Here is a 21,062-nt window from a genome sequence, read left to right on the forward strand (position 1 = left end):
GAAGCAACCGCCAGCAGAGCGTCAGCCCAAACAGCCCTTCCGTCAGTCCGTCTTGTCCTTGAGGGCCTCCCGCAGGAAGTCCCGCTGCAGAATAAGCAGGTTCTCGGCAACAGTCTCGTCATTGGTCATGTGGGTGATGCCGGTCAGCGGCAGGACCGTATGGGGACGGCCAGCCGCCATCAGAGCGCCGGAGAGCCTCAGGGTGTTGGCCACGGAGACGTTGTCGTCCGCAAACCCGTGGATCAGCATCAGCGGGCGGCGCAGCGAGGGGGCGTCATCAATGATCCCGTTGCGGCGGTAGACGGCCGGGTCCAGACCTAGATAGCGCTCGGTGTAATGAGTGTCGTAAAGAGTCCAGTCCGTGGGCGGGGCGCCCGCGCAGGCCGCATGTATCCGGTCGGGAGCCCGCAGAACCGACAGGGCCGACAGGAAGCCGCCATAGGACCAGCCGATCATGGCCACATGTCCCAGGTCGGCCTCGGGAGCGAAGTCCGGCAGGGCCTCCAGAGCCTCAAGCTGGTCATCCAGAGTCACCTGGGCCATGTCCTCGAAAATGGCCCGATCCCAGGCAGGCCCACGACCCGGCGTGCCCCGGCCATCCGCGGTCAGGACCAGGAAGCCCTGATCCGCCCACCACTGGGACTCCCAGTAGTAGGACTGGTTGAAGACCACCTGCTGGGCGCCCGGCCCGCCGTAGGGCTTGAGCAGGACGGGCAGGCTGTCGGCGCTGGCGTAGGGGCTGGATTCGGACGGTCTGACGATGGCAGCGAACAGCTCGTGCTGGCCCATGCGCACGAAGTCCACGTTGGGGGTGAACCCGGGATCGCTGCTGGTGTCGGCCAGGACGGCGCTCATGGCTCCCTGGCTATTGATATGACCAGCATCCACGGCCCGCCGATCAGGACGATCCTGATGCTCATGCCGCACAGCTTCGCCAGTCTGCTTAGCGCTGCTGTCGGGGCGGGCTTCACCCACCAGGCCCAGCCCTTCAGCACCCAGGCGGTCCAGATCCCCGTCTGCTCCCAGGTAGCAGTGGCGCACCTGCCCCTGCGCCGAAGCCATGGTCCGTCCGCTGACCACGATGCCATGGCCGGCTCGCGAGGCGGACCACACTCCGGGAAGACGGTTGAGCACATGAATGGAGCCGTCATAGCCCAGGCGCATCAGGTCGAAGCTGCGGGGGTCAGTGGAGACCACCGCCAGCACATCGCGGTCCTCCACGGACAGCACCTGTCGAATCTGGCAGCCAGCAGGAGAGAATACCTTTCCGTCCAGGCGCAGCCGCGTGGTATCGGCTTCTGTATCGATGAAGGCATCCACCAGCCCGCCCTGGGGCTGGTAGGCCGGCAGCCCCGGCACCAGGTCGATCCACTGGTCGTTGCCATGCTCCTGCAGCACCCTGGTGGCCACCTTGGGCGCCGCCTCGGGATCAAGCAGGGTCATATTCTGCCCCGGCTCCAAGCCCTGGCGGGCATCCGGCACCTGCACATCCAGGATCCTGTCCTCGGTCTGTCGACGGTTCTGAACCAGCAGCAGGGGCCGATGCCCGTCCTGCCAGCGGACCACGGCCAGGTACTCGAAGGCCTGATGGTCCCAATCCACCTCGCCCACCCAGGGATCGTCGTCATCCTGGCCCAGGAGGACCAGACTCAGCCCGACGCGGGCGTTGGCGGTCAGAGCCTGGGGATACCGCCGAGCGCGCGGCCCGACCTGGGGATTGGCCGGATCGCTGATGTACCAAATCGGCTCATCGGAGGAATCCGTGTGCTCGACCAACAGGGCCCGGGAATCCGGCGACCACCAGAACCCCTGGTAGCGGTCCATCTCCTCGCCGGCCACGAACTCGGCCAGTCCCAGCCGCATCCGATCATCGGTGCCGGGGCGCAGGGCCAGGACAGCCCTTTCACGATCCTGCCCGGCATCCTGCCCGATGGTGACCACCATCAGCCGGTCGCCAGTCGTATAGGCCACCATGGTGCCGTCTGGACTGATGGCAGGATTGAGCACAGCCGAATCGCTGTCTTCCAAACTCAGGACCCGCGTGGAGGCGGTGAGACCATCGGGGGCTATCAGCGAGAGCCAGAGCCGACCACCCAAGGCAAAAACCACCCGATCCCCGGCAGCATCCACACTGTAATCGACAATGCCTTCGCCGCCCTCTCGCGAGCGCTCCCTGCGAGCTTGCTCGGCGGCTGGCACCTGTTCCTGGTCCGCATCATCCAGCAGGGCCCTAGGGTCGGCCAGGAGCACCTCATGGTGGCGGCCATCCTGGTCAAAGACGGACAACCAGAGCCCGGTCACCAGGTCTTGAGGTCCGTCGGAGCGTAGAAAGACAGCCCGTGAGCCGTCCCCCACCGCCAGGGCCGACCGTGGCGCACCCAACGTAAACCGCAGGGTCCGGGCCTTGGCCCGCGGATATGCCTCCATCGCCCGATCCACCTCTTCGGCCATGCTCGCTCCTCGACTATCTCTGACATGATCCCCATGACCATGCATCTGCCACGATGATAAGCGCCCAGGTGCCAAAGGGGAATTCGAATAGCTCAACTGCGAAGCGCCACCCAGCCCGCAGCAGACGTTAATCGTTCTACATGAGAAATTCTTATTGCCGAATATGGCCTATTCCCGGCCTTCGGCCGGCCGATGACCATTCCCTGCGATAAAATTATGGCGTGTTATCACCAAAGACTGGTCGATGATGCCTGTTTCCCAGGGGTAGGAGTGTCAAGGCAGGACACCCCATGAATGTATCTGGGGAGCAACCGACAATAGAGAAAATAGAGGTAACCAATGAATATCATGGTTCGTTTCAAACGCGCATGCGCAGTACTCGCTGCCGGCGCCACCCTGGCAGGCGGCCTAGCACTGCTGCCCACCGTGGCCCAGGCTGTGGAGAGCAAGAATGTCCAGACCAAGGCCGGAGGTCACACAGTCGTATTTAACGACTTCGGCGCTGATGAAGCTCATGCCAAAATCACTATGACCACCGACGAGCAAGGCAAGCTGGACCCCGCCAGAATCCCAGAGCCTACAGTGTACCCTGAAATAGCACAGCAGAATATGAAAGCTGATGGCTGGACTCTCAGTGCAATGGGCCCAGATGCTGAAAAGATTGACTTCGCTACTCATGTTTTCACAGATGATCTGACCGAAGTCTATCCCCACTTCGTCCAGATAAAGCCTACCCCTACCCCCACTTACACGATCACTTTCATCACTATGAATCCGGCAGATCCGGAAGATGTCGACAACTCCTATGCGGATCAGATTAAAACCAATGATAAACGAGAGCTGATTCGCGAACCCGAGGTTCACCCCTACGATGGTTATACCTTCGACGGTTGGTTTAGCGATAATGGTGGGTCCCGTTACGCCGCCGGTGGCACCTACACCGCAGATACTACTTTCAGGGCCAGGTACACCAAGGTGACCACTCCCAACGAGCCTAACAAGCCTCGTCAGACCGCTCCGGTTGACAACAACACCAAGCAGCCTGCCAAGGATCCGGCTAAGAAGGACACTAAGAACAACAACACTCTGGCTCAGACCGGCGCCGACGCCGTGGCTCCTCTGGCCATTGCCGCTGGCCTCTGCCTGGCCGCCGGCATCACCCTGGGTCTGCGTCGCAAGCTGGCTCTGTGAGCCTGCAGGCTTCGGCCTGACCCATGATGATTGAAGTTCAAAGGCCCCCTGGTCAATTGTGGCCACGGGGCCTTATTTATACCTGGCAGTCGCGGTCGTTCGAACCTGTTCATTGAAGAAATTGCAAGCATCCGACCGCCCATTACCCCCTTCCGGCAGGGTCACGTACTATGAAAGGGTTATATGGAAAGGGATGACTATGAGCGTTCTCGATCGTTTCGAGAAGAGCGTGGAAGGCGCCGTTAACGGTGTCTTCTCAAAGTTCGGCTCCAAGGACCTACAGCCCGTCGACCTGTCGAGCGCCCTCGAGCGTGAGATAGACTCACAGGCCATGCCCGTCGGTCGCGACCGCACCGTGGCGCCCAACGAGTATCGGTTCAGACTATCCACCCCAGACTTCGACCGCATCGAGCAGTGGGGTTCGGAGGCTCTGGCCAACGAGCTGGCAGACAACCTGACCAAGTACGCCGAAAGCCAGCACTATGCCTTCGTCGGCCCGGTCGTGGTCATTTTCGAGGAGGACCTCAACCTGAACAAGGGCGACTTCCACCTGTCTGCCGAGTCGGTCCAGGGCAACGCGGCACCCGTCACCACACCCGAGGAGTCCAAGGACTGCCCGGTGTTGGAGATCAACGGCCGCCAGTACCTGCTGACCGCCCCCATCACCACCATCGGCCGCGGATCCTCCTGCGACATCGTCATCGACGACGCAGGCATCTCCCGCCGACACCTGCAGATCGAGATCACCGACAAGGGCGTGGTAGCCCGCGATCTGGGGTCCACCAACGGCACCTATGTAGAGGGACATCAGGTTCCCGCAGCCACCCTGCTGGACGGCAATACCATCACCATCGGCCGTACCCGCATCCTCTACTGGGCATCGTCGCAGGAACAGGATTCGTAAGTCGCCCAGACCTTGAAGTAAGGTCGAATCATTATGCTGACTGAACTGACATTCGCCATCCTCAAATACGGATTCCTGGCTCTGTTATGGGTATTCGTCTGGCTGGCCATCCGTTCACTCCGCAAAGACATCGAGACTTTCAGCCCCAAGACCTCTCATACCCGCCGACGCAGCGAACGCGCAGCCCAGCGCAAGCTTCCGGCGGCCGCCAGATCCGTGCCTATCGCCCCGGTCAGCAAGACAGAGCCTGCAAGTGACGACCCCTCTTTGTTGGTAGTCATTGACGGACCTCTGGCCGGCTCATCCACACCGCTGTCCGGACGGCCAATTACCTTGGGACGCTCCTCCTCGAACACCCTGGTGCTGGACGACGAGTTCGTCTCAGGCCATCATGCGCGGGTCTACCAGGATCCTGCATCAGGCCGATGGGCCATCGAGGATCTGGGGTCCACCAACGGCACCGTCGTCTCGGGGCAGAAAATCACGGCGCCGACAATCCTACCGGCGGAGGTTCCCGTACGCATCGGTGCCACCACCTTCGAGTTGAGGTAGCCGCCCATGACCAGGAACGATGCGAGCCAAAAGCTGTTCCTCTACTCCACGGCGGTTTCAGACGTGGGGTACGTGCGCAGCAACAACCAGGATTCTGCCTTCGCCGGCGAGCGCCTGGTGGCCATGTGCGACGGCATGGGCGGCCACGCAGGCGGAGATACGGCCTCGACCATAGCCATCCGATCCTTGGCCCACATCGAACGCGACGACCGTGAGCAGGACGTGCAGTCCCTGGCTCGGATGATGGAGACCTCGGTCATCGCGGCCCATGACGCCATCGTGGGCAAGGCCAAGCGCGAACACCGGCTGTCAGGCATGGGCACCACGGTCACGGCCCTGGCTCTGGCCGACGACTCCTGGGTGCTGGCCCATATCGGGGACTCCCGGGGCTACCTCCTGCGCGATGGCAAGCTGATCCGGATGACCCAGGACCACTCCTACGTGCAGCACCTGATCGACACCGGCCGCATCTCCCCGGCCGAAGCCCGCAACCACCCTCAGCGCAACGTGGTCATGCGGGTCCTGGGGGATTTCGACATCGACCCCCGTCCGGATATCTCCATCACCAAGGCCATGCCCGCAGACCGCTGGATGATCTGCTCGGACGGCCTCTGCGGTGTTCTGGAGGACTCGACCATCGCCGAGGTGCTGTCCACGGTCTCGGACCAGGCGGAGTGCGCCCAGCAGCTGGTCACCTTCGCCCTGAAGGCCGGCAGCACCGACAACGTGACCGTGGTCATCGCCGATGCCACGCTGGCCTTGGACGCCGATGCCTTTGACCTGCCCCATCAGACCCCTCTGGTCGGCGGCGCAGCCAGCTCCAACCTGGAGGCCCTGGCTGACATCCTGGATGAGCCCGTAGCGGCTGCACCGCGCCTGCGCGACCAGTCCCGGGAGTCCCCTGCCAAGCGTGCCGCCGATCTGACTCAGGACCGGGATACCGCCAAGCAGGAGGACGAGGACGAAGGTGGCCGCACTGCCCAGCCCTCGGCGGCCCGCGAGGAGAGCGGCGAACGGCATGTGCCCGACACCAGCGAGATCCCCGTCGTCCGCAAGAAGGACGGCTCGGCCTCAGCTGACCCCTACGACCCCGACGTGGCTGACGCCATCCACAAGGAGCACCTGGAGCAGCGCAAGCGCCAGCGCTCCCGGCACCGGAGAATTCGACTGATCCTGGCCGGCATCATCACCCTGGTAATCCTTGCCCTGGCCGGAGGCACAGGTGCCGCCTATCGCTGGAGCCAGGAGCAGTACTACCTGGGCACGGATCAGGGCCGTGTGGTCATCTACCAGGGTGTGCCCACCAAGGCCTTCACCCTCTCGCTGTCCCACCCGGTGCAGACCACGGACATCGCCGTCAAGGGGCTGCCCCAGTCCTGGCGTGACCAGCTGGAAGAGGGCATCACCGTCTCCAGCATGGACGACGCCCAGGAGCACGCCAGCCTGATCCGCAAGGAGGCCGGCGACCTCAAGCGCGAGCGCGCCAAGACGGCGGCTTCCCCGTCAGCCTCGTCCTCGCCGTCGAAAACCAGCCAGGACGGGCGGCACTCGTCATGATCGCCATCCGTCTGCGCCGCATAGGCCTTCTGCTTTTCTCCCTGCTGGTAGGGTTCATCGGCTTCTTCCAGATGTTCGCCCGTTCCGCGGGCCGCTTCCCTGGAGACTACGCCGCCCTGCTGGCAGTCACCGCCGCCCTCTTCATCGCCCTTTGGGTCCTCTTGGAGATTTTCCAGCCTTATGGCAGCCAGGCCATCCTGCCCAGCATCGTCATCCTGAGCTCGCTGGGCATCACCCTGATCACCCGCATAGATCTGCGCAACGCCCGGATCGGCCAACCCACACGAGTGGGCTTCACCCAGCTGATCTGGCTGTGTCTGGCCCTGGTCCTGTGCGGGTTGCTGGTAGTGCTGCTCAGGGACTACAGGCTGTTGCGACGCTTCTCCTATGTGAGCATGGTGGTGGGCCTGGTCCTGCTCCTGTCGCCCATGCTTCCCGGCATCGGCCGCGAGATCGGTGGCGCCCGCATCTGGATCGGCATAGGGTCGCACACCCTGCAGCCCGGCGAATTCGCCAAGCTCTTCCTGGCCTTCTTCTTCGCCGCCTACCTGTTCGACCACCGAGACCAGCTGGCCGTGGGCGGCAAGAAGGTGCTAGGCATGCGGATGCCCCGAATCAAGGATCTGGGCCCCATCATCATCGTCTGGCTTATTTCGCTGGCCGTCCTGGTCATCCAGCATGACCTGGGCACCTCGCTGATGTACTTCGCCATGTTCGTCTCCATGCTCTATGTGGCCACCGGCCGCACCAGCTGGATCGCCATCGGCTCGGTCTTCTTCATCATCGGGGCCGTGGCCGCCTCCATGATCTTCGCCCATGTGGGCGCCCGCGTGGACGCCTGGCTGCACCCCTTCAGCGACGCTGAGTTCAGCAAGGCCTTCGGCGGGTCCGGACAGCTGGTGCGCGGCATCTTCGGCCTGGCCGCCGGCGGGCTGACCGGCACCGGCCTGGGCCAGGGACGCCCCTGGATCACCCCCCTGGCCAACTCCGACTTCATCTACACCTCGGTGGGCGAGGAGCTGGGGCTGAGCGGCCTGCTGGTGGTCCTGGCCCTCTACCTGGTCATCGTGGCCTCGGGCATGATCACGGCCATGAAGATCAAGGACGGCTTCGGCAAGCTCCTGGCCTCCGGCCTGGTCTTCACCATGGCCTTCCAGGTCTTCACCGTGGTGGGCGGCATCACCCTGGTGATCCCCCTGACCGGCCTGACCATGCCCTACATGGCGGCGGGCGGCTCCAGCCTGGTAGCCAACTGCATCCTGGCCGTCCTGCTGATCATCATCTCCAACGCGGCCAACAAGCCGGCGCCCGAGGTCAGCTCAGACACCTTCAAGTACGAGGCCCTGGCCGTCCTGCGCCAGCAGGAGACCAGCAAGCGCAGCGGACAGGACGACTCGGACCAAAACGACTCGAACCAGGACGAGGAGACCGACCTGCCAGCCACCGGACGCATTCCCGCCCGCCAGGTGCGAGGAGGTGGACAGTGAACAAGGCCCTGCGTCAACTCTTCAACGCCGTCATCGTCCTCTTCGTCATCCTGGGGCTTTCCAGCTCCATCATCATGGTGATCCGGGCAGGAAGCCTGAACTCGGATCCGCGAAATCTGCGCGCCCTCTACCACGAATATGCGGCACCCAGGGGAGCCATCCTGACCTCGGACGGCGCCGTCATTGCCCAGTCCGACCCCATCAACGACTCCTTCCAGTACCAGCGGCACTACAACAAGGGGGGCGTCTACTCGCCCATCACCGGCTACTACTCCATCACCAGCCCGGCCGATCGGGGAATCGAGGCCTCGCGCGACCGCCTGCTGAGCGGCCAGTCGGACAGCCTGTGGATGGACCGGCTCAAGTCCCTCTTCACCGGCACCCAGAACAAGGGCGCCTCCATCGAGACCTCCATCAATCCCGGCATGCAGGAGGCGGCCTATACCATGCTGGGCAACCTGTCCGGATCGGTGGTGGCCATCGAGCCCTCCACCGGCCGCATCCTGACCATGGTCAGCACACCCAGCTACAACCCCGGCGACCTGACCGCCCACGACAGCGGCGATGCCTCCCAGGCCTACCAGAAGCTGGCCTCCCGCTCCGACAACCCCATGCTCAACCGGGCCACCTCGCAGCTGTATCCGCCCGGATCCACCTTCAAGGTGGTCGTGGCCGCCGCCGCCCTGGAGTCCGGCCAGTACCACCCCGACAGCCAGCTGCCGGCAGGAGCCTCATACACCCTGCCCGGCACCAACTACAACCTGACCAACGCCACAGCCACGGGCAACGGGGTCAACGGCAGGATCAGCATGGAGAACGCCCTGGCCTACTCCTCCAACACCGCCTTCGCCCAGCTGGGTGTCAGCCTGGGCGGCAAGACGCTGGCCGAGCAGGCCCGCAAGTTCGGCTACGGCTCCACCATCACCTTGGACGGGACCAACTCCACGGGCCGGCCCATGAAGGCTGTGGCCTCCAAGTTCCCCGAGGACCAGTCCCAGGACCGGCTCGCACTGGCCTCCATCGGCCAGGGGGACACCCTGTCCACCCCCATGCAGGCGGCCATGACGGTCGCCGCCGTGGCCAACGGCGGCAAGCTCATGCAGCCGACCCTGGTTGACCGGGTGCGCTCCAGCGATCTGAGCGTCATCAGCGAAACCACGCCCTCGGTCTACTCACAGGCATTCTCATCAGATACCGCCAAGGCCCTGACCACCATGATGGATGCGGTGACCACCAAGAGCTACCCGGAGCTGGCCATCCCCGGCATGCAGGTGGCGGCCAAGTCCGGCACGGCCCAGATCGGCGCGGGCAATGCGGCAAATGACGGGTGGATGGTAGGATTCGCCCCGGCCGATAACCCCAAGGTGGCTGTTGCCGTCGTGGTGCATGGCATCTCCTCCTATGGCATGGAGATCGCCGGGCCGATCATGAAACGCGTCATGCAGGAGGCTGCCAAGTGAAACTGGTACAGGGACAGCTCATCCATCGACGGTACCGTCTGGACCGCCGTCTGGCCCAAGGGGGCATGGGCGAGGTCTGGAAGGGCTACGACATCGAACTGGGCCGCGTGGTGGCCATCAAGGCCCTGCGCGAGGACCTGACCAACGAGGAGTCCAAGCTGCTGCGGCTGCGGGCCGAGGCGCACAATTCCGCCAACCTGGCCCACCCCAACATCGCCGCCCTCTTCGAGTACTACGAACACGACGGCATCGGGTTCCTGATCATGGAATACGTGCCCAGCCAATCCCTGGCCGACATTTATCGGGACCGGGGCGCCCTGGACCCCATCGAGCTGCTGCCCATCCTGATCCAGACGGCCCGGGGGCTCTACGTGGCCCACTCCCACGGGGTCATCCACCGGGACGTCAAGCCGGCCAACATCATGGTCTCCGACACCGGCGAGGTCAAGATCACCGACTTCGGGGTCTCCTATTCCACCAACCAGGGGCAGATCACCCAGGACGGCATGGTGGTGGGCACGGCCCAGTACATCTCGCCCGAGCAGGCCCAGGGCCTCCAGGCCACGCCCCAGTCAGACATTTATTCCCTGGGCGTGGTGGCCTACGAGGGGCTCTGCGGGCACCGGCCCTTCACCGGCGCCACCCCGGTGGACATCGCCGCAGCACACGTCAACGACCCTGTGCCGCCGTTGCCCGACTCGGTGGACAACCAACTCATGAACTTCGTCATGTCCATGCTGGCCAAGGACCCGCGGGACCGCCCGGCGAATGCACTGGTGGTCTCGCACACACTGGCCAGGATCGAGCAGCGACTGCTGGATCAGCAGGTGGGCGAGACGGAGGTCATCAATCCACGCGCACCCATGCCTCGACGCATTATGAGCAGGCCGCACGCGGTAAAAGACATCTTCAGGCCCTTCTGGGGGCACTATGGAGAAGGAAGCGCACAGCGCGGCCTTGAAGCGACGAACGGAGGGGATACCCTATGAGCATCACACTGCCGCCGTCCCTAGCGGACGGACGATACCGTCTGGGACAGCTGATCGGACGCGGTGGCATGGCCGAGGTCCACAAGGCTGTGGACACACGTTTGGGAAGGACCGTCGCGGTCAAGATCATGCGGTCCGATCTGGCCAACGACGAAGTCTTCCTCTCGCGGTTCCGGCGGGAGGCCCACTCGGTCGCCCTGCTCAACAACCCCAACATCGTCTCCATCTACGACTCGGGCGAGGAGATACTGACCGACGACCAGGGCAACCATGAGCGGGTGCCCTACCTGGTCATGGAGTATGTCAAGGGCCAGACCCTGCGGTCCATCCTCAAGGAGAACGGCGCTCTGAGCCAGCGCGACAGCGAGCAGGTCATGCTGGGCATGCTGAGCGCCCTGGACTACTCCCACCACATGGGGGTCATCCACCGGGACATCAAGCCCGGCAACATCATGATCTCGGAGCAGGGCATCGTCAAGGTCATGGACTTCGGCATCGCCCGGGCCATGGACGACTCTGCCGCCACCATGACCCAGTCCCAGGGCGTGGTGGGCACGGCCCAGTATCTGAGCCCCGAGCAGGCCCGCGGCGAGAGCGTGGACATGCGCTCCGACCTTTACTCGGCCGGCTGCGTCCTCTACGAGATGCTGACCGGACGGCCGCCCTTCAACGGGGATTCGGCCGTGGCCATCGCCTACCAGCACGTCACCGAGGTGGCCACTCCGCCCAGCAGCATCGTGCCCGGCCTGCCGAAGATGTGGGATTCCATCTGCGCCAAGGCCATGGCCAAGGACCGGCAGAACCGGTATGCCACGGCCTCCGCCTTCAAGAGCGACATCCTGGCCTTCATGAACGGCGGAACCCCGGTGGCTGCCGCCTTCAACCCGCTGACCGACCTGGCCAACGTCAAGGCCCGCAAGGATGCCGAGCAGGGGACCGAAACGGCCACCATGCCGCTGACCGAAGAGGAGACGGCCGCCACCCAGGCCTTCAATCCCGTCCAGGATCCATTCAACCCGGCTGCTGCCACCGATGTCGCCACAGCTGATCGCACGGCCACCAAGACGGCCCAGCAGAAGGCCAAACGTCGCAAGAAGATCATCATCGGCGCCGTCCTGGGAGCCCTGCTTCTGGTGGCTGCCGGACTGGGACTCTGGACGGTCGTGAACCGGAACCATCATCAGATGGCCGAGGTGCCCACCATCAACGCACAGATGTCACGGATCCTTGCCCGCGAGAAGGTGACCGCAGCAGGCTTCCACTACCAGGAGAAGGAGGACCACGACTCAGCCGAGCCCAAGGGGACCTTCACCAAGCAGAGCCCCAAAGGCGGAAGCATGGCTCCCAGGGGTTCCACAGTGACCGTCTGGTTCTCCTCCGGACCCAAGGACACTGCCATCCCCGACGTCAAGGGCAAGACCCAGCAGGAGGCCCGCAGAACACTGGAGAAGGCCGGATTCAAGGTCTCCCCCGCCGCCTCGGTGGAGGATAGCCAGGACGTGCCCAAGGACCATGTGACCCGCACGGATCCCGCCGCAGGCCAGAGTGTGGCCAAGGGAACCAGCATCCTGATCTACATCTCCTCAGGCATGACAAAGGTGCCTGATCTGTCTGGCAAGAGCAAGGACGACGCGACCAAGATCCTGCAGGGTCTGCACTTCAACATCACTATCCGGGAGCAGGCTTCCAACACCGTGGCCAAGAATATGGTCATAAACACCGATCCGGCCGCTGGGTCATCCATCCAGCAGGGAGCCATGATCACGGTCACCGTCAGCAACGGCATGCAGCTGGGCAACTACGTCGGTATGACTCTGGGCGAGGCCAAGCGCACGCTGGGCCAGGGGGTCAATATCAAGGTCAATGGCCCCAACAACGACAACGCTGAAGTCACCGGCCAGGATCCCACCTCAGGCGCCTCCTTCGACAAGTCCAAGGACACCATCACCCTGACCACGGCCATCCGCATTCCGCCCTTCTCCCAGGGTGAGACCTTGGGTAGCTACCGGCAGAAACTGACCAACAGCGGTGTCAGCGCCGATAGGGTCACCTCCATCGGCAAAGACACAGACAAGGTGACCGCAGTAAGCCCCGGAGCAGGCAGCAGGGTGGACGACAACACCCCCATCACGGTGACCACCATCAGCTCCACCAACTGACCTTATGGCCCGGCGGTCACAGTCTTGCCGCCGGGCCATTTAGTTGGGTCATATAAGGCCAGGCAGCATGTGTACGGGTGAATATAGCGGCGCCTTCCAGACCATGGCCACCGTGGTGTCTTAGATAAACTAGGGCAATCACTTCCGGCAGTCGGCAAGATATGGCATCAATAAGCGGCGGGGCCGCAGGATCACCTTGGATCCTGCGGCCCCGCCGCTCTTCCTATGCCGTTTCCTATGCCGCCTAGGTCAGAAGGTGGAATAGTTGGACATCTGTCTGAGCATGGGCACGTTGCTGGCCAGCCATGGGAAGCCCCACTCCATCAAGGCACAGACCAGCGCCAGCAGAAGCAGAATCAGCAGAAGCCATCGAATCGGGGCTATGCCGGACTGGTGCCGCAACAGCCAGCCGTAGAGGCTGATCATGGGCTGGGACTTCTCGCCCTTGCGAATCTGCCGCAGCAGGGGGTAACGCCAGGCAGCCAGTGCCGCCAGGTAGATGATCAGATAGGCTGCTGCCAAAACCAGGAAGACCGGCTGCAGAGAACCCAGCCTGGCCATGACCGAGCCCTTGTCGTCTGCAAAGGCCACATTGCTGCCACGGTCGCCCAGCAGTTCCTTGGGCACGCCGTCGGACACCTTGGCCCAGTAGCCGAATTCGCCCCAGCTGATCCACCGATGGGTGGCCGTGGTGTATTTGGGCTCGCAGGTGGTCAGCGTGATCATGCGCCGATCAGGAGCGTCACTGGGCGAATAAGGGTTGGGGGCGATGACGCTCACCTCTTCAGGCGAGACGATCTTGTACCGGGTGTAGTGGTAGACGTACCAGTAATCCTTGGTGCGCAGGACGATGGCATCGCCCACTCGCAACTCGTCCACATGGCCCAGCGGCTCACCATAGCCAGCGCGGTGTCCGGCTATGGCCACGTTGCCCATCTCGCCCGGCATCTGCGTATTGGGGTAGTGCCCCAGTCCTGCGTAGGCCAGCTCCCGGGGCGACGTGCCCTGAACCACATTGCGCTCCCAATGCTGTCCAAACCGAGGAATGTAGGCCTGGGCCATCAGTTCACCCTCAGCGGCCTGCTTGGGCTGTACCGGCGGCGCCCCTTTCTGAGGCTTGGCCACCTTGCGGGAGTCGCCCGATCCCGGGTTGCTCCAGGAGGTCGAGGCCCGGGCCTGCAACTGCTGATGCTCGGACTGCACGCCGGTCCACCAGAGCTGCCAGACCACATAGAGGGCGCAAATGACGGCCAGGGTAATCAGCAGCTCCCCTACGATTTCCGCAATGCCCACCAGCCAAGTTCGCCGCTTATCCGCCGGTTTATCCGCCGGTTTATCGACCGACGTCCTGTCGTTCTCCGAGTCCTCTGTCGTCATTTACCGTGCCTTCTCATCTAGCGATGCGTACTGGAGTGGCTGCAGGACAGCCGTCGTCTCAGGGAATTTCAGATTGTCCGAAGATTCGACATTCCATCCCAGACCTACCGTATTCACGTACTCCTTGTAAATGCGGATGGATGGCGAAGCATTCAGGGACTTGGTCATCCGGTCGACTGGTCCTATGGCTGAAATCTTATATGGCGGCGAGTACTTTCGGCCGTGCAGCAGCAGCACATTGCCCACGCATCGCACGGCCGTGGTGGGCAGCACCCGCTGATCCTGGATCCGCATGGACTCGGCTCCCCCGGCCCAGAGCGCATTGACCACGCTCTCCACATCCTGCTGGTGGATGACGTAATCATTGATGTTGGCCGTCGACCCGTCCGACCCCACCTTCTGCTGCCAGAGCGGGGAATCGTTGAGGGTCACCGTCAGCCCCGGCCCCTGGACGGCCTTGAGCACCGTGCCCGAGCCAGGGTCCTCGCGGGACTGGTCCGAGCTGCCCTTGTCGTCGGTAAGGGTCTTCAGCGCGTTGATCTGCGAGCTCATGTCATTGATGTCCTTGCGCAGCTCAGCAGCCTTGTTCTGGCGCTCCTCCACCAGCCCGGCCGTGTCCGAGGTGACCGTGACCGTCCTGTTGACACGGATGTTGGTGGTCAGCATGTACCCGACCAGGGCCAGCACCACAGCCACGGACACTGTGCCGACCAGGGACCTGTGCGCACCGTGCCGTCCCGTCCGTCTGGTCATAGGCATACCCTCATCCTCGTCTGCGATAGTATTACGTTCGAGTCTAACCGCTACTATGGCTTAGTAGATCTACTGAAGGAGAATAACCTCATGGCAGAGCATCAACTCCATGATGACGAGGACCAGGCGGTGGACGAGGCCAAGACCGCTGACACTGGCGAGGACGCCGAGGACGAGGAGTACGGCCTGTCCATGGACAAGGTGGAGGCTGTGCTCAACCAGAACGTTGACAAAAAGCACATGACCCCGCAGATGCGCCGCATCGTGCAGCGTCAGGAGGAGAACACCCGCCGCGTGGAGGACACCATCAAGAGCACCAAGGCCAATCCACGTTGGTTCGTGCCTCTCTTCGTCACGCTGATGGTGGTGGGCCTGATCTGGATCGTGGTCTACTACATCGCCTCCACTCGGGGCAATGTCTTCCCCATCCCCGGCATCGGCAACTGGAACCTGGCCGTGGGCTTCGGCATTCTGCTGGTCGGCTTCCTCATGACCATGTGGTGGCACTGATCCAGCCACAGTGTTCTTCAGGAACCCCGCAACCGTCCAGACACGGCTGTGGGGTTCTTTGTGTACCCGCCTATACCCATCCACACCTGAGCGTCAGGCATGTGTGGATTCAAGCCCCCAGCTCCACCTGTTTCATCCACTGTCTCCAGACTGGAGCCAAAGTTATCCACAATCGCCCGAATTCTTCGTGGACGGTCTGATACACTCGTCCACAACCCTTCTGCTGATTGGGTTCTTCCTTCACTTATCCACTTTTTGCCGGTATATATGCACCAGTTCTGGATACTTATTCCCAGGTTATCCACACGATTGTCAACAAATGTGGATAGATGACATCCATGTCATTTACCGATAACGAGACCCAAAGCGGAGACGACATAGTCGGCAGTCAGATGCTGATTTTCAACGCATGGGGTTGGCCATGTTGCAGCCCAGAGCCAACAGGACCAGGGCCGCCAGGAAGATCAGCGTGGGCAGCAGCCAGGAGAGCAGGCCATGCACCCGCGAGCCAGGCCGGCCCATGTGCAGCAGGGCCAGCATGAAGAGGCCGCCGACTATGAATCCGCCCACATGGTCCTGCCAGGCGATGCCGGGCACAAACAGGGGCATGCAGAAGTTGATGGCCATCCAGACCACCATGGAAACGATGTCGATCCCCAGACGGCGGTAGACCACCAGGATGGCGGCGAAGAGCCCGAAGAGCGCGCCCGAGGCCCCGATGGCCGACGTGCCCCATCCATTGGGCGCCAGGACCGCATAGACCATCAGCCCCAGGTCTCCGCCCAGCCCGCTGATCAGATAGAGGGCCAGAAAACGCCCATGCCCTATCAGATTTTCCAGCACCGGCCCCACAACCCAGAGGGTGATCATGTTGAAGAGGATGTGCGAGACATTGGTGGCGTGCAGAAATATGTTGGTCACGAACATCCAGGGCTCATGAATGGCCGTAATCGGCACGAAGGCCCAGTAGCCCAGCAAAAGCCGCTGGTAGCGAAGCGGAGCCAGCAGGTACAGGGCCATCTGGATGACCCAGGCCACTATGCAGATCAGGGTGATGGCTATGGTCACCACCGGAGCATGGTCACCCCAGTGCCGCCGGATCCAGCCCAGCGGCCCCCGACCGTTCCCTCCGCCTGCGAAACCGGTGCCCATGCCATTGACCATGAACCTTACCTTACCTGACCATCCGGCCCGGGGTGTGCGGTTTCCGTGCCGCAATGGCACCGATGCGCCCCACAGTTCGCCGCTTTCTACTAGGATGTTGACTAGGTCGGTCGAAGTGGGCAGGACCGACGAAAGTCGTCGAAAGGAGCCAAACATGGAGAATTCATCTTCAAACGGCTGGAAGTTCTTTGCACTGCTCTTCGGCACGCTGCTGGCCGGCGTTGTCGCTCTGTTCGTATACAAGCAGCAGAACCCGGATTACGATCCCTGGGAGGAGCCGTGGGAGAACAGCTCATCGCCAGTCGACCTGGGCCTGGCCAAGGATGAGGAGGACAAGGGATCCGAGGATCCCGAGACCCCTCTGCAAGCGGGCGCACAGGCCTGACCGTTCCGGTCGGGAAGGAATCCGACCCAGCGTCAAAGACGTGAGGGCAACGGGTTCCTTTTTTCATGCCTGAATTCGGCCTGACTGCAGCCTGCTGGACACGCCTGTTGGGGCGGCGCGTCACAATGGAGCCATGAGTGCCATACGGGAAGCAGACATGGAAGAAGGCCGCCGGGATTTTCTGGCCTGGCGCGATGCGGCCAAGGATGCCGCGAATAATCTGGGCCCGGAGGGCGACCGGCTGACAGTGGCCCCGCAAACAGACAGGCGCAGCAAGGCCATGGCAGTCCGCTATTCCCTGCACATGCTGGAGATCAAGGCCCCCGGCCCCGGCGTAGAGGTCAGGGTGGCGCCTTGGGGGGCCGTCAAGATTCTGGACGGGCCGGCATCCGACCCGCATAACCTGACCCCGCCCGACGTCATCGAACTGGACCCGGATGTCTGGCTGCGGCTGGCCGCCGGCGTCACCAGCTGGAGCGAAGAAGCCGCAGCCGGGCATATCAGCGCCGTGGGCGAGCGAGACGATCTGCACGAGCTGCTGCCGCTGGTATGAGGCCGGCTACTTGCTCGCGGACCCCTTGGCTGCGGTCTTCTTGTCCTTGTGGTGTTTGAGCGCGCTTGGCACGGGAATGGGTATGCGCTTGTGGGGCTTGGGCGTGGCCGGCATCTCGCCAGAGGTGGCCTTGGCAGCAGCCTCGGCGGCCCACCGGGCGTAATCGTCCAGATCATCGTCCGTGGAATCCTCGGGGTCCTGGCCCCCCGATTTGCGCCAATCCGGTTTGGAGTACTCCTCTTCAACCATTTTGAAGGGATCCTTGCCCCTGGTTCCGGGTTCCTTGCTGCTGAGCTCTTTGGCCAGCTCGTCGTAATCCGTGTCCGTTGTCAGATATTTGAGCTTCCGGGCTATTTTCGTCTGCTTAGCCTTCTGACGTCCGCGGCCCATCCGACCCCCTTCGCCAGGTAACGTGCACTTAGGCAACTTGAATGTGAATTTGCATCATTTATGAGAGTACCACCTGAGCATCTTGTCGGCTCGGACTTTTACCATAAAAGCAATTCCCAGAACGACATTCGGCACGACGGCAAGGGTGGGACCATGCAGGGAGAAGTCACAGCGGCAGGCAACGAAATCAGCGACAGCTTCAGAGCCGCCAAGCATCGGTCCGACCAGGTGCTGGCCGAGCTGGACAAGAATCCGAGCCGCTACACCATGCTGACCGGCGACCGCCCGACCGGCAGGCTCCACCTGGGCCATTACTTCGGCTCCATCCGCGAGCGCGTCCAGATGCAGAATCGCGGCGTGCACACCAACATCGTCATCGCCGACTACCAGGTCATCACCGACCGGGACACCACCGAGCACATCCGCGACAACGTGCTCAACCTGGTGCTGGACTATCTGGCTGCGGGCATCGACCCCAAGAAGACCATGATCTTCACCCACTCGTCCACCCCTGCGGAGAACCAGCTGCTGCTGCCCTTCCTCTCCCTGGTGACCGAGGCCGAGCTTCACCGCAACCCCACCGTCAAGGCCGAGATGGAGGCCAGCGGCCACGCCCTGACCGGCCTGCTGCTGACCTACCCGGTCCACCAGGCCTGCGACATACTCTTCTGCAAGGCCAACGTCGTGCCCATCGGCAAGGACAACCTGCCGCATGTGGAGCTGACCCGGACCATCGCCCGCCGCTTCGACGAGCGTTACCCCGGCCAGGCCCCGGTCTTCCCGGAGCCTGACGCCATCCTGTCCGACACCCCTGAGATTCCGGGTCTGGACGGCCGCAAGATGAGCAAGTCCTACGGCAACTCCATCATGCTGGGCGCCACCGCCGAGGAGACGGCCAAGCTGATCCGCAAGTCGCCCACCGACTCCGAGCGCAGAATCACCTTCGACCCTGTGAACCGCCCCCAGGTCTCGGCCCTGCTGACCACGGCCGGCCTGGTGACCGACCGGAAGCCCGAGGACATCGCTGAGGAGATCGGCGATGCCGGCTCGGGCGCCCTCAAGGCCTACGTGACCAAGTCGGTCAACGAGTTCCTGGCGCCCCACCGCGAACGCCGGGCCGAGCTGGCCAAGGACATGGACGCCGTGCGCGACATCCTGGTCGAGGGCAACAAGCGTGCCAACCAGATAGCCGAGGAGACCCTTGATCAGGTCCGCTCGGCCATGGGCATGCGCTACTAGACGTCGTACCGCCAGGAGCGGTCGGTCAGCACCCGGGCCGTGACCAGGCCGATGGGCAGGCAGATGATGACCATGAAGGCCCGGAAGGCCCAGTCCAGGGCGTTGAGCGTATTGAACTGCCCCAGGTAGAACATGGCCCGGTACATATACAGGCCAGGCACCATGATGACGATTGAGGGCACGGTCAGGCTGATTCGTGGGTAGCCCAGGTGGGGCGGCAGCAGGCCGTGACGGACCGAGGAGCGCCAGACCGTGGCCAGCATGCCGGCCAGGAAGGCGCCCAGAAAGGCGGCCATCTCCGGAGGGACATGAAGCAGGTCCTGCATCTCCAGGCGCATCGTGTCGGTCAGAGCGCCGATGACGGCAGCCACCAGGGCCATGCGCTGGGGTGAATTGAAGAGGACCGAGAAGCCCCAGACCCCGCAGAAGGCCGCAATCAAGCGCAGGCCGGCCATCAGCCAGGGGCTCAGGTTCATGGGTTCAAAGCCCTGGGGGTTGAGCATGACCATCCGCGCCACGGCCCATCCGCCCAGCGTGGCCACCAGGATGATCGAGAAGGCGTAGGTGATGCGCTGCACCCCCGAGGGGAAGTCCAGCTTGGCGATGTCCAGGCCGCCGGTGACCAGGGGGAAGCCTGGAATGACGAAGAGGATGGCGCCGATGTAAGCCGTGTCGTGCCTGAGGGCCACCGGGTCGAAGATGCCCACCAGCCTCAGCGTGCCGACACAAGCCAGGGCGGCGATGATGACCGCCACCCCGGTGGCGAAGAACTGGTTGATCCGCCTGCCCAGCATCTGACGGCGCACCCACTGGCCTATGCCAGCGCCGACGAAGGCTCCGGCCATGTCGTAGGGGCCGCCGCCCAGCAGGAAGACGAAGGCTGCGCAGGCCACGGCCGAGGCGAAGCCTGAGAAAAGGGGCGAGTAGAGGGGCTTGCGTCGCTCGATCAGGTCCAGGCGTTCATGTGCCTGCCGGACCGTGATGCCACCCGTTGCCTGCGGCTCCGGGGACGCGGACTTGTCAGAGGAGGCAGGCCGCCCAGCCTCAGAGCCGCGGCCTTGGCTGGTTGCAGACGGTCCAGTGGCTGCAGAACCGGCGGCGCTCGAATCCGAATCCTTGGAATCCTCCGGCCGAGGCGTGGAGCCTACGGTGCCCAGTCCGGCGGCCGTTCTGGTGTCTATGGCCGCCGCATCGATCCGGTTCTGGCTGATCTCGTCCTCGTTGTGTACGGCGGTGGCCACCGCATCCTTGAGCGCCTTGGCCGCATCCTGGTCCTGGGCCAGCACCTCCTTGACCGCCTTGCGGGCCGCCGCATAGACGTTCGGCTCGTCCAGGTTGTCCACCAGCTCCCGGGAGACCACCGTCATGGCGTGGTAGGTCCCCGCCTGCCCGCACTTGACGCTGAGCCAGTCCGCGAAGTGCTCCAGCAGCCAGATCCGCTCGGTGTTGACCCCGGTGGTGGGCAGGTCCACCACCTCGGTGATCCGAGACACGCCATCCGTGCAGGTGGCCTCGATGTCGGTCAGGTTCACGTCGGCCCGCACATGCACGCCCATGGGGTAGGCAATCCTGTGCATCATCTCGCGCACACGGAAGCTTCCCGTGCCGGCCCCCAGCTCCAGCATGCCCACCCGCACAATCAGGCTGGTCTTGGCCGCGATGCAGGCCTCGACGATGGGTTTGTCGTAATCGCGTTCAATGTCCTCCATGTCCAGCGGAATGGAGTGGGTGTGGTACTTGCTGACCCGTCTGACCTCGGCTGCGGTCCTGCCGCGATAGCCGTCCTTGGAACTCCTGCTCTTGAATTTCACACCCACATTCATACTCCACCCGGGTCACGTGCCCTTGCACCGCCGCACGGGACCATGAAACGTATTCGACCCTAAAGCGTCCTAGAATGGGCCGCGAGCCATCGAACCGAAGGCTGTGGGCCTGCAACGC

General features: G+C 63.3%; 18 protein-coding genes. 12 read left to right on the plus strand and 6 right to left on the minus strand.

Going from position 1 to position 21,062, the window contains the following annotated elements; translation table 11 throughout:
* Window positions 1-42: 42 nt before the first annotated feature.
* Window positions 43-2,451: a prolyl oligopeptidase family serine peptidase gene (locus tag QRX40_RS08060; protein WP_313837560.1), complete on the minus strand. Its 2,409-nt coding sequence runs from the start codon at window positions 2,449-2,451 to the stop codon at window positions 43-45.
* A 339-nt stretch (window positions 2,452-2,790) separates the two neighbouring features.
* Between QRX40_RS08060 and QRX40_RS08065 the strand changes: the two genes are divergently transcribed.
* The 8 genes from QRX40_RS08065 to pknB all read left to right on the plus strand — a co-directional run bounded on the left by QRX40_RS08065 (window position 2,791) and on the right by pknB (window position 12,750).
* On the plus strand, window positions 2,791-3,642 hold the full coding sequence (locus tag QRX40_RS08065) for an InlB B-repeat-containing protein (protein ID WP_313837561.1): 852 nt from the start codon (window positions 2,791-2,793) through the stop codon (window positions 3,640-3,642).
* A gap of 199 nt (window positions 3,643-3,841) precedes the next feature.
* On the plus strand, window positions 3,842-4,546 hold the full coding sequence (locus QRX40_RS08070) for a DUF3662 and FHA domain-containing protein (RefSeq protein ID WP_015021121.1): 705 nt from the start codon (window positions 3,842-3,844) through the stop codon (window positions 4,544-4,546).
* Between the two features lie 36 nt (window positions 4,547-4,582).
* Window positions 4,583-5,098, plus strand: coding sequence for an FHA domain-containing protein (locus QRX40_RS08075; RefSeq protein WP_372338672.1), 516 nt, complete (start codon window positions 4,583-4,585; stop codon window positions 5,096-5,098).
* A 6-nt stretch (window positions 5,099-5,104) separates the two neighbouring features.
* Complete coding sequence (locus QRX40_RS08080; protein WP_313837565.1) at window positions 5,105-6,655, plus strand: BofC C-terminal domain-containing protein; 1,551 nt, start codon at window positions 5,105-5,107, stop codon at window positions 6,653-6,655.
* Window positions 6,652-8,142, plus strand: coding sequence for an FtsW/RodA/SpoVE family cell cycle protein (locus QRX40_RS08085; protein WP_313837567.1), 1,491 nt, complete (start codon window positions 6,652-6,654; stop codon window positions 8,140-8,142). Before QRX40_RS08080 ends, QRX40_RS08085 begins: the two co-directional genes overlap by 4 nt.
* Window positions 8,139-9,602, plus strand: a complete 1,464-nt coding sequence (locus QRX40_RS08090) for a penicillin-binding protein 2 (RefSeq protein ID WP_313837569.1) — start codon at window positions 8,139-8,141, stop codon at window positions 9,600-9,602. The genes QRX40_RS08085 and QRX40_RS08090 overlap by 4 nt, the downstream gene beginning before the upstream one ends.
* Entirely contained in the window at window positions 9,599-10,591 is a 993-nt protein-coding gene (locus QRX40_RS08095; RefSeq protein ID WP_024627542.1) for a serine/threonine-protein kinase, read from the plus strand. Before QRX40_RS08090 ends, QRX40_RS08095 begins: the two co-directional genes overlap by 4 nt.
* Window positions 10,588-12,750, plus strand: coding sequence for a Stk1 family PASTA domain-containing Ser/Thr kinase (pknB, locus tag QRX40_RS08100; protein WP_313837572.1), 2,163 nt, complete (start codon window positions 10,588-10,590; stop codon window positions 12,748-12,750). The genes QRX40_RS08095 and pknB overlap by 4 nt, the downstream gene beginning before the upstream one ends.
* A gap of 249 nt (window positions 12,751-12,999) precedes the next feature.
* Here pknB and QRX40_RS08105 read toward each other — a convergent pair whose 3' ends face one another.
* Both QRX40_RS08105 and QRX40_RS08110 read right to left on the minus strand, forming a co-directional pair.
* On the minus strand, window positions 13,000-14,127 hold the full coding sequence (locus tag QRX40_RS08105; protein WP_313837573.1) for a class E sortase: 1,128 nt from the start codon (window positions 14,125-14,127) through the stop codon (window positions 13,000-13,002).
* Window positions 14,128-14,880, minus strand: coding sequence for a DUF881 domain-containing protein (locus tag QRX40_RS08110; protein ID WP_024627539.1), 753 nt, complete (start codon window positions 14,878-14,880; stop codon window positions 14,128-14,130).
* 90 nt (window positions 14,881-14,970) lie between these two features.
* Here QRX40_RS08110 and crgA point away from each other — a divergent pair, with 90 nt between their 5' ends.
* The gene (gene crgA, locus QRX40_RS08115) at window positions 14,971-15,390 is read left to right on the plus strand and encodes a cell division protein CrgA (RefSeq protein ID WP_024627538.1); all 420 of its coding nucleotides are present in this window, start codon (window positions 14,971-14,973) and stop codon (window positions 15,388-15,390) included.
* Window positions 15,391-15,792: 402 nt separating this feature from the next.
* On the opposite strand, the gene QRX40_RS08120 is transcribed toward crgA, so the two are convergent.
* Window positions 15,793-16,554, minus strand: a complete 762-nt coding sequence (locus QRX40_RS08120) for a rhomboid family intramembrane serine protease (RefSeq protein WP_232342027.1) — start codon at window positions 16,552-16,554, stop codon at window positions 15,793-15,795.
* Window positions 16,555-16,708: 154 nt separating this feature from the next.
* On the opposite strand from QRX40_RS08120, the gene QRX40_RS08125 reads away from it, so the two are divergent.
* Both QRX40_RS08125 and QRX40_RS08130 read left to right on the plus strand, forming a co-directional pair.
* Window positions 16,709-16,939, plus strand: coding sequence for a hypothetical protein (locus tag QRX40_RS08125; protein WP_015021110.1), 231 nt, complete (start codon window positions 16,709-16,711; stop codon window positions 16,937-16,939).
* 133 nt (window positions 16,940-17,072) lie between these two features.
* Complete coding sequence (locus QRX40_RS08130) at window positions 17,073-17,492, plus strand: sterol carrier family protein (RefSeq protein WP_313837576.1); 420 nt, start codon at window positions 17,073-17,075, stop codon at window positions 17,490-17,492.
* A 6-nt stretch (window positions 17,493-17,498) separates the two neighbouring features.
* Here QRX40_RS08130 and QRX40_RS08135 read toward each other — a convergent pair whose 3' ends face one another.
* Window positions 17,499-17,882 (minus strand): DUF3073 domain-containing protein, encoded by a 384-nt coding sequence (locus QRX40_RS08135; RefSeq protein ID WP_313837577.1) that lies wholly within the window; start codon window positions 17,880-17,882, stop codon window positions 17,499-17,501.
* Between the two features lie 153 nt (window positions 17,883-18,035).
* On the opposite strand from QRX40_RS08135, the gene trpS reads away from it, so the two are divergent.
* Window positions 18,036-19,121, plus strand: a complete 1,086-nt coding sequence (gene trpS, locus QRX40_RS08140) for a tryptophan--tRNA ligase (RefSeq protein WP_313837578.1) — start codon at window positions 18,036-18,038, stop codon at window positions 19,119-19,121.
* Here the strand turns inward: trpS and QRX40_RS08145 are convergent.
* Window positions 19,118-20,944, minus strand: coding sequence for a threonine/serine exporter ThrE family protein (locus tag QRX40_RS08145; RefSeq protein ID WP_396184560.1), 1,827 nt, complete (start codon window positions 20,942-20,944; stop codon window positions 19,118-19,120). The two genes, trpS and QRX40_RS08145, sit on opposite strands and share 4 nt — an antisense overlap.
* Window positions 20,945-21,062: the final 118 nt, after the last annotated feature.

It is taken from the genome of Bifidobacterium sp. H6bp9, from assembly GCF_032193695.1.
Classification (GTDB): domain Bacteria; phylum Actinomycetota; class Actinomycetes; order Actinomycetales; family Bifidobacteriaceae; genus Bombiscardovia; species Bombiscardovia kimbladii.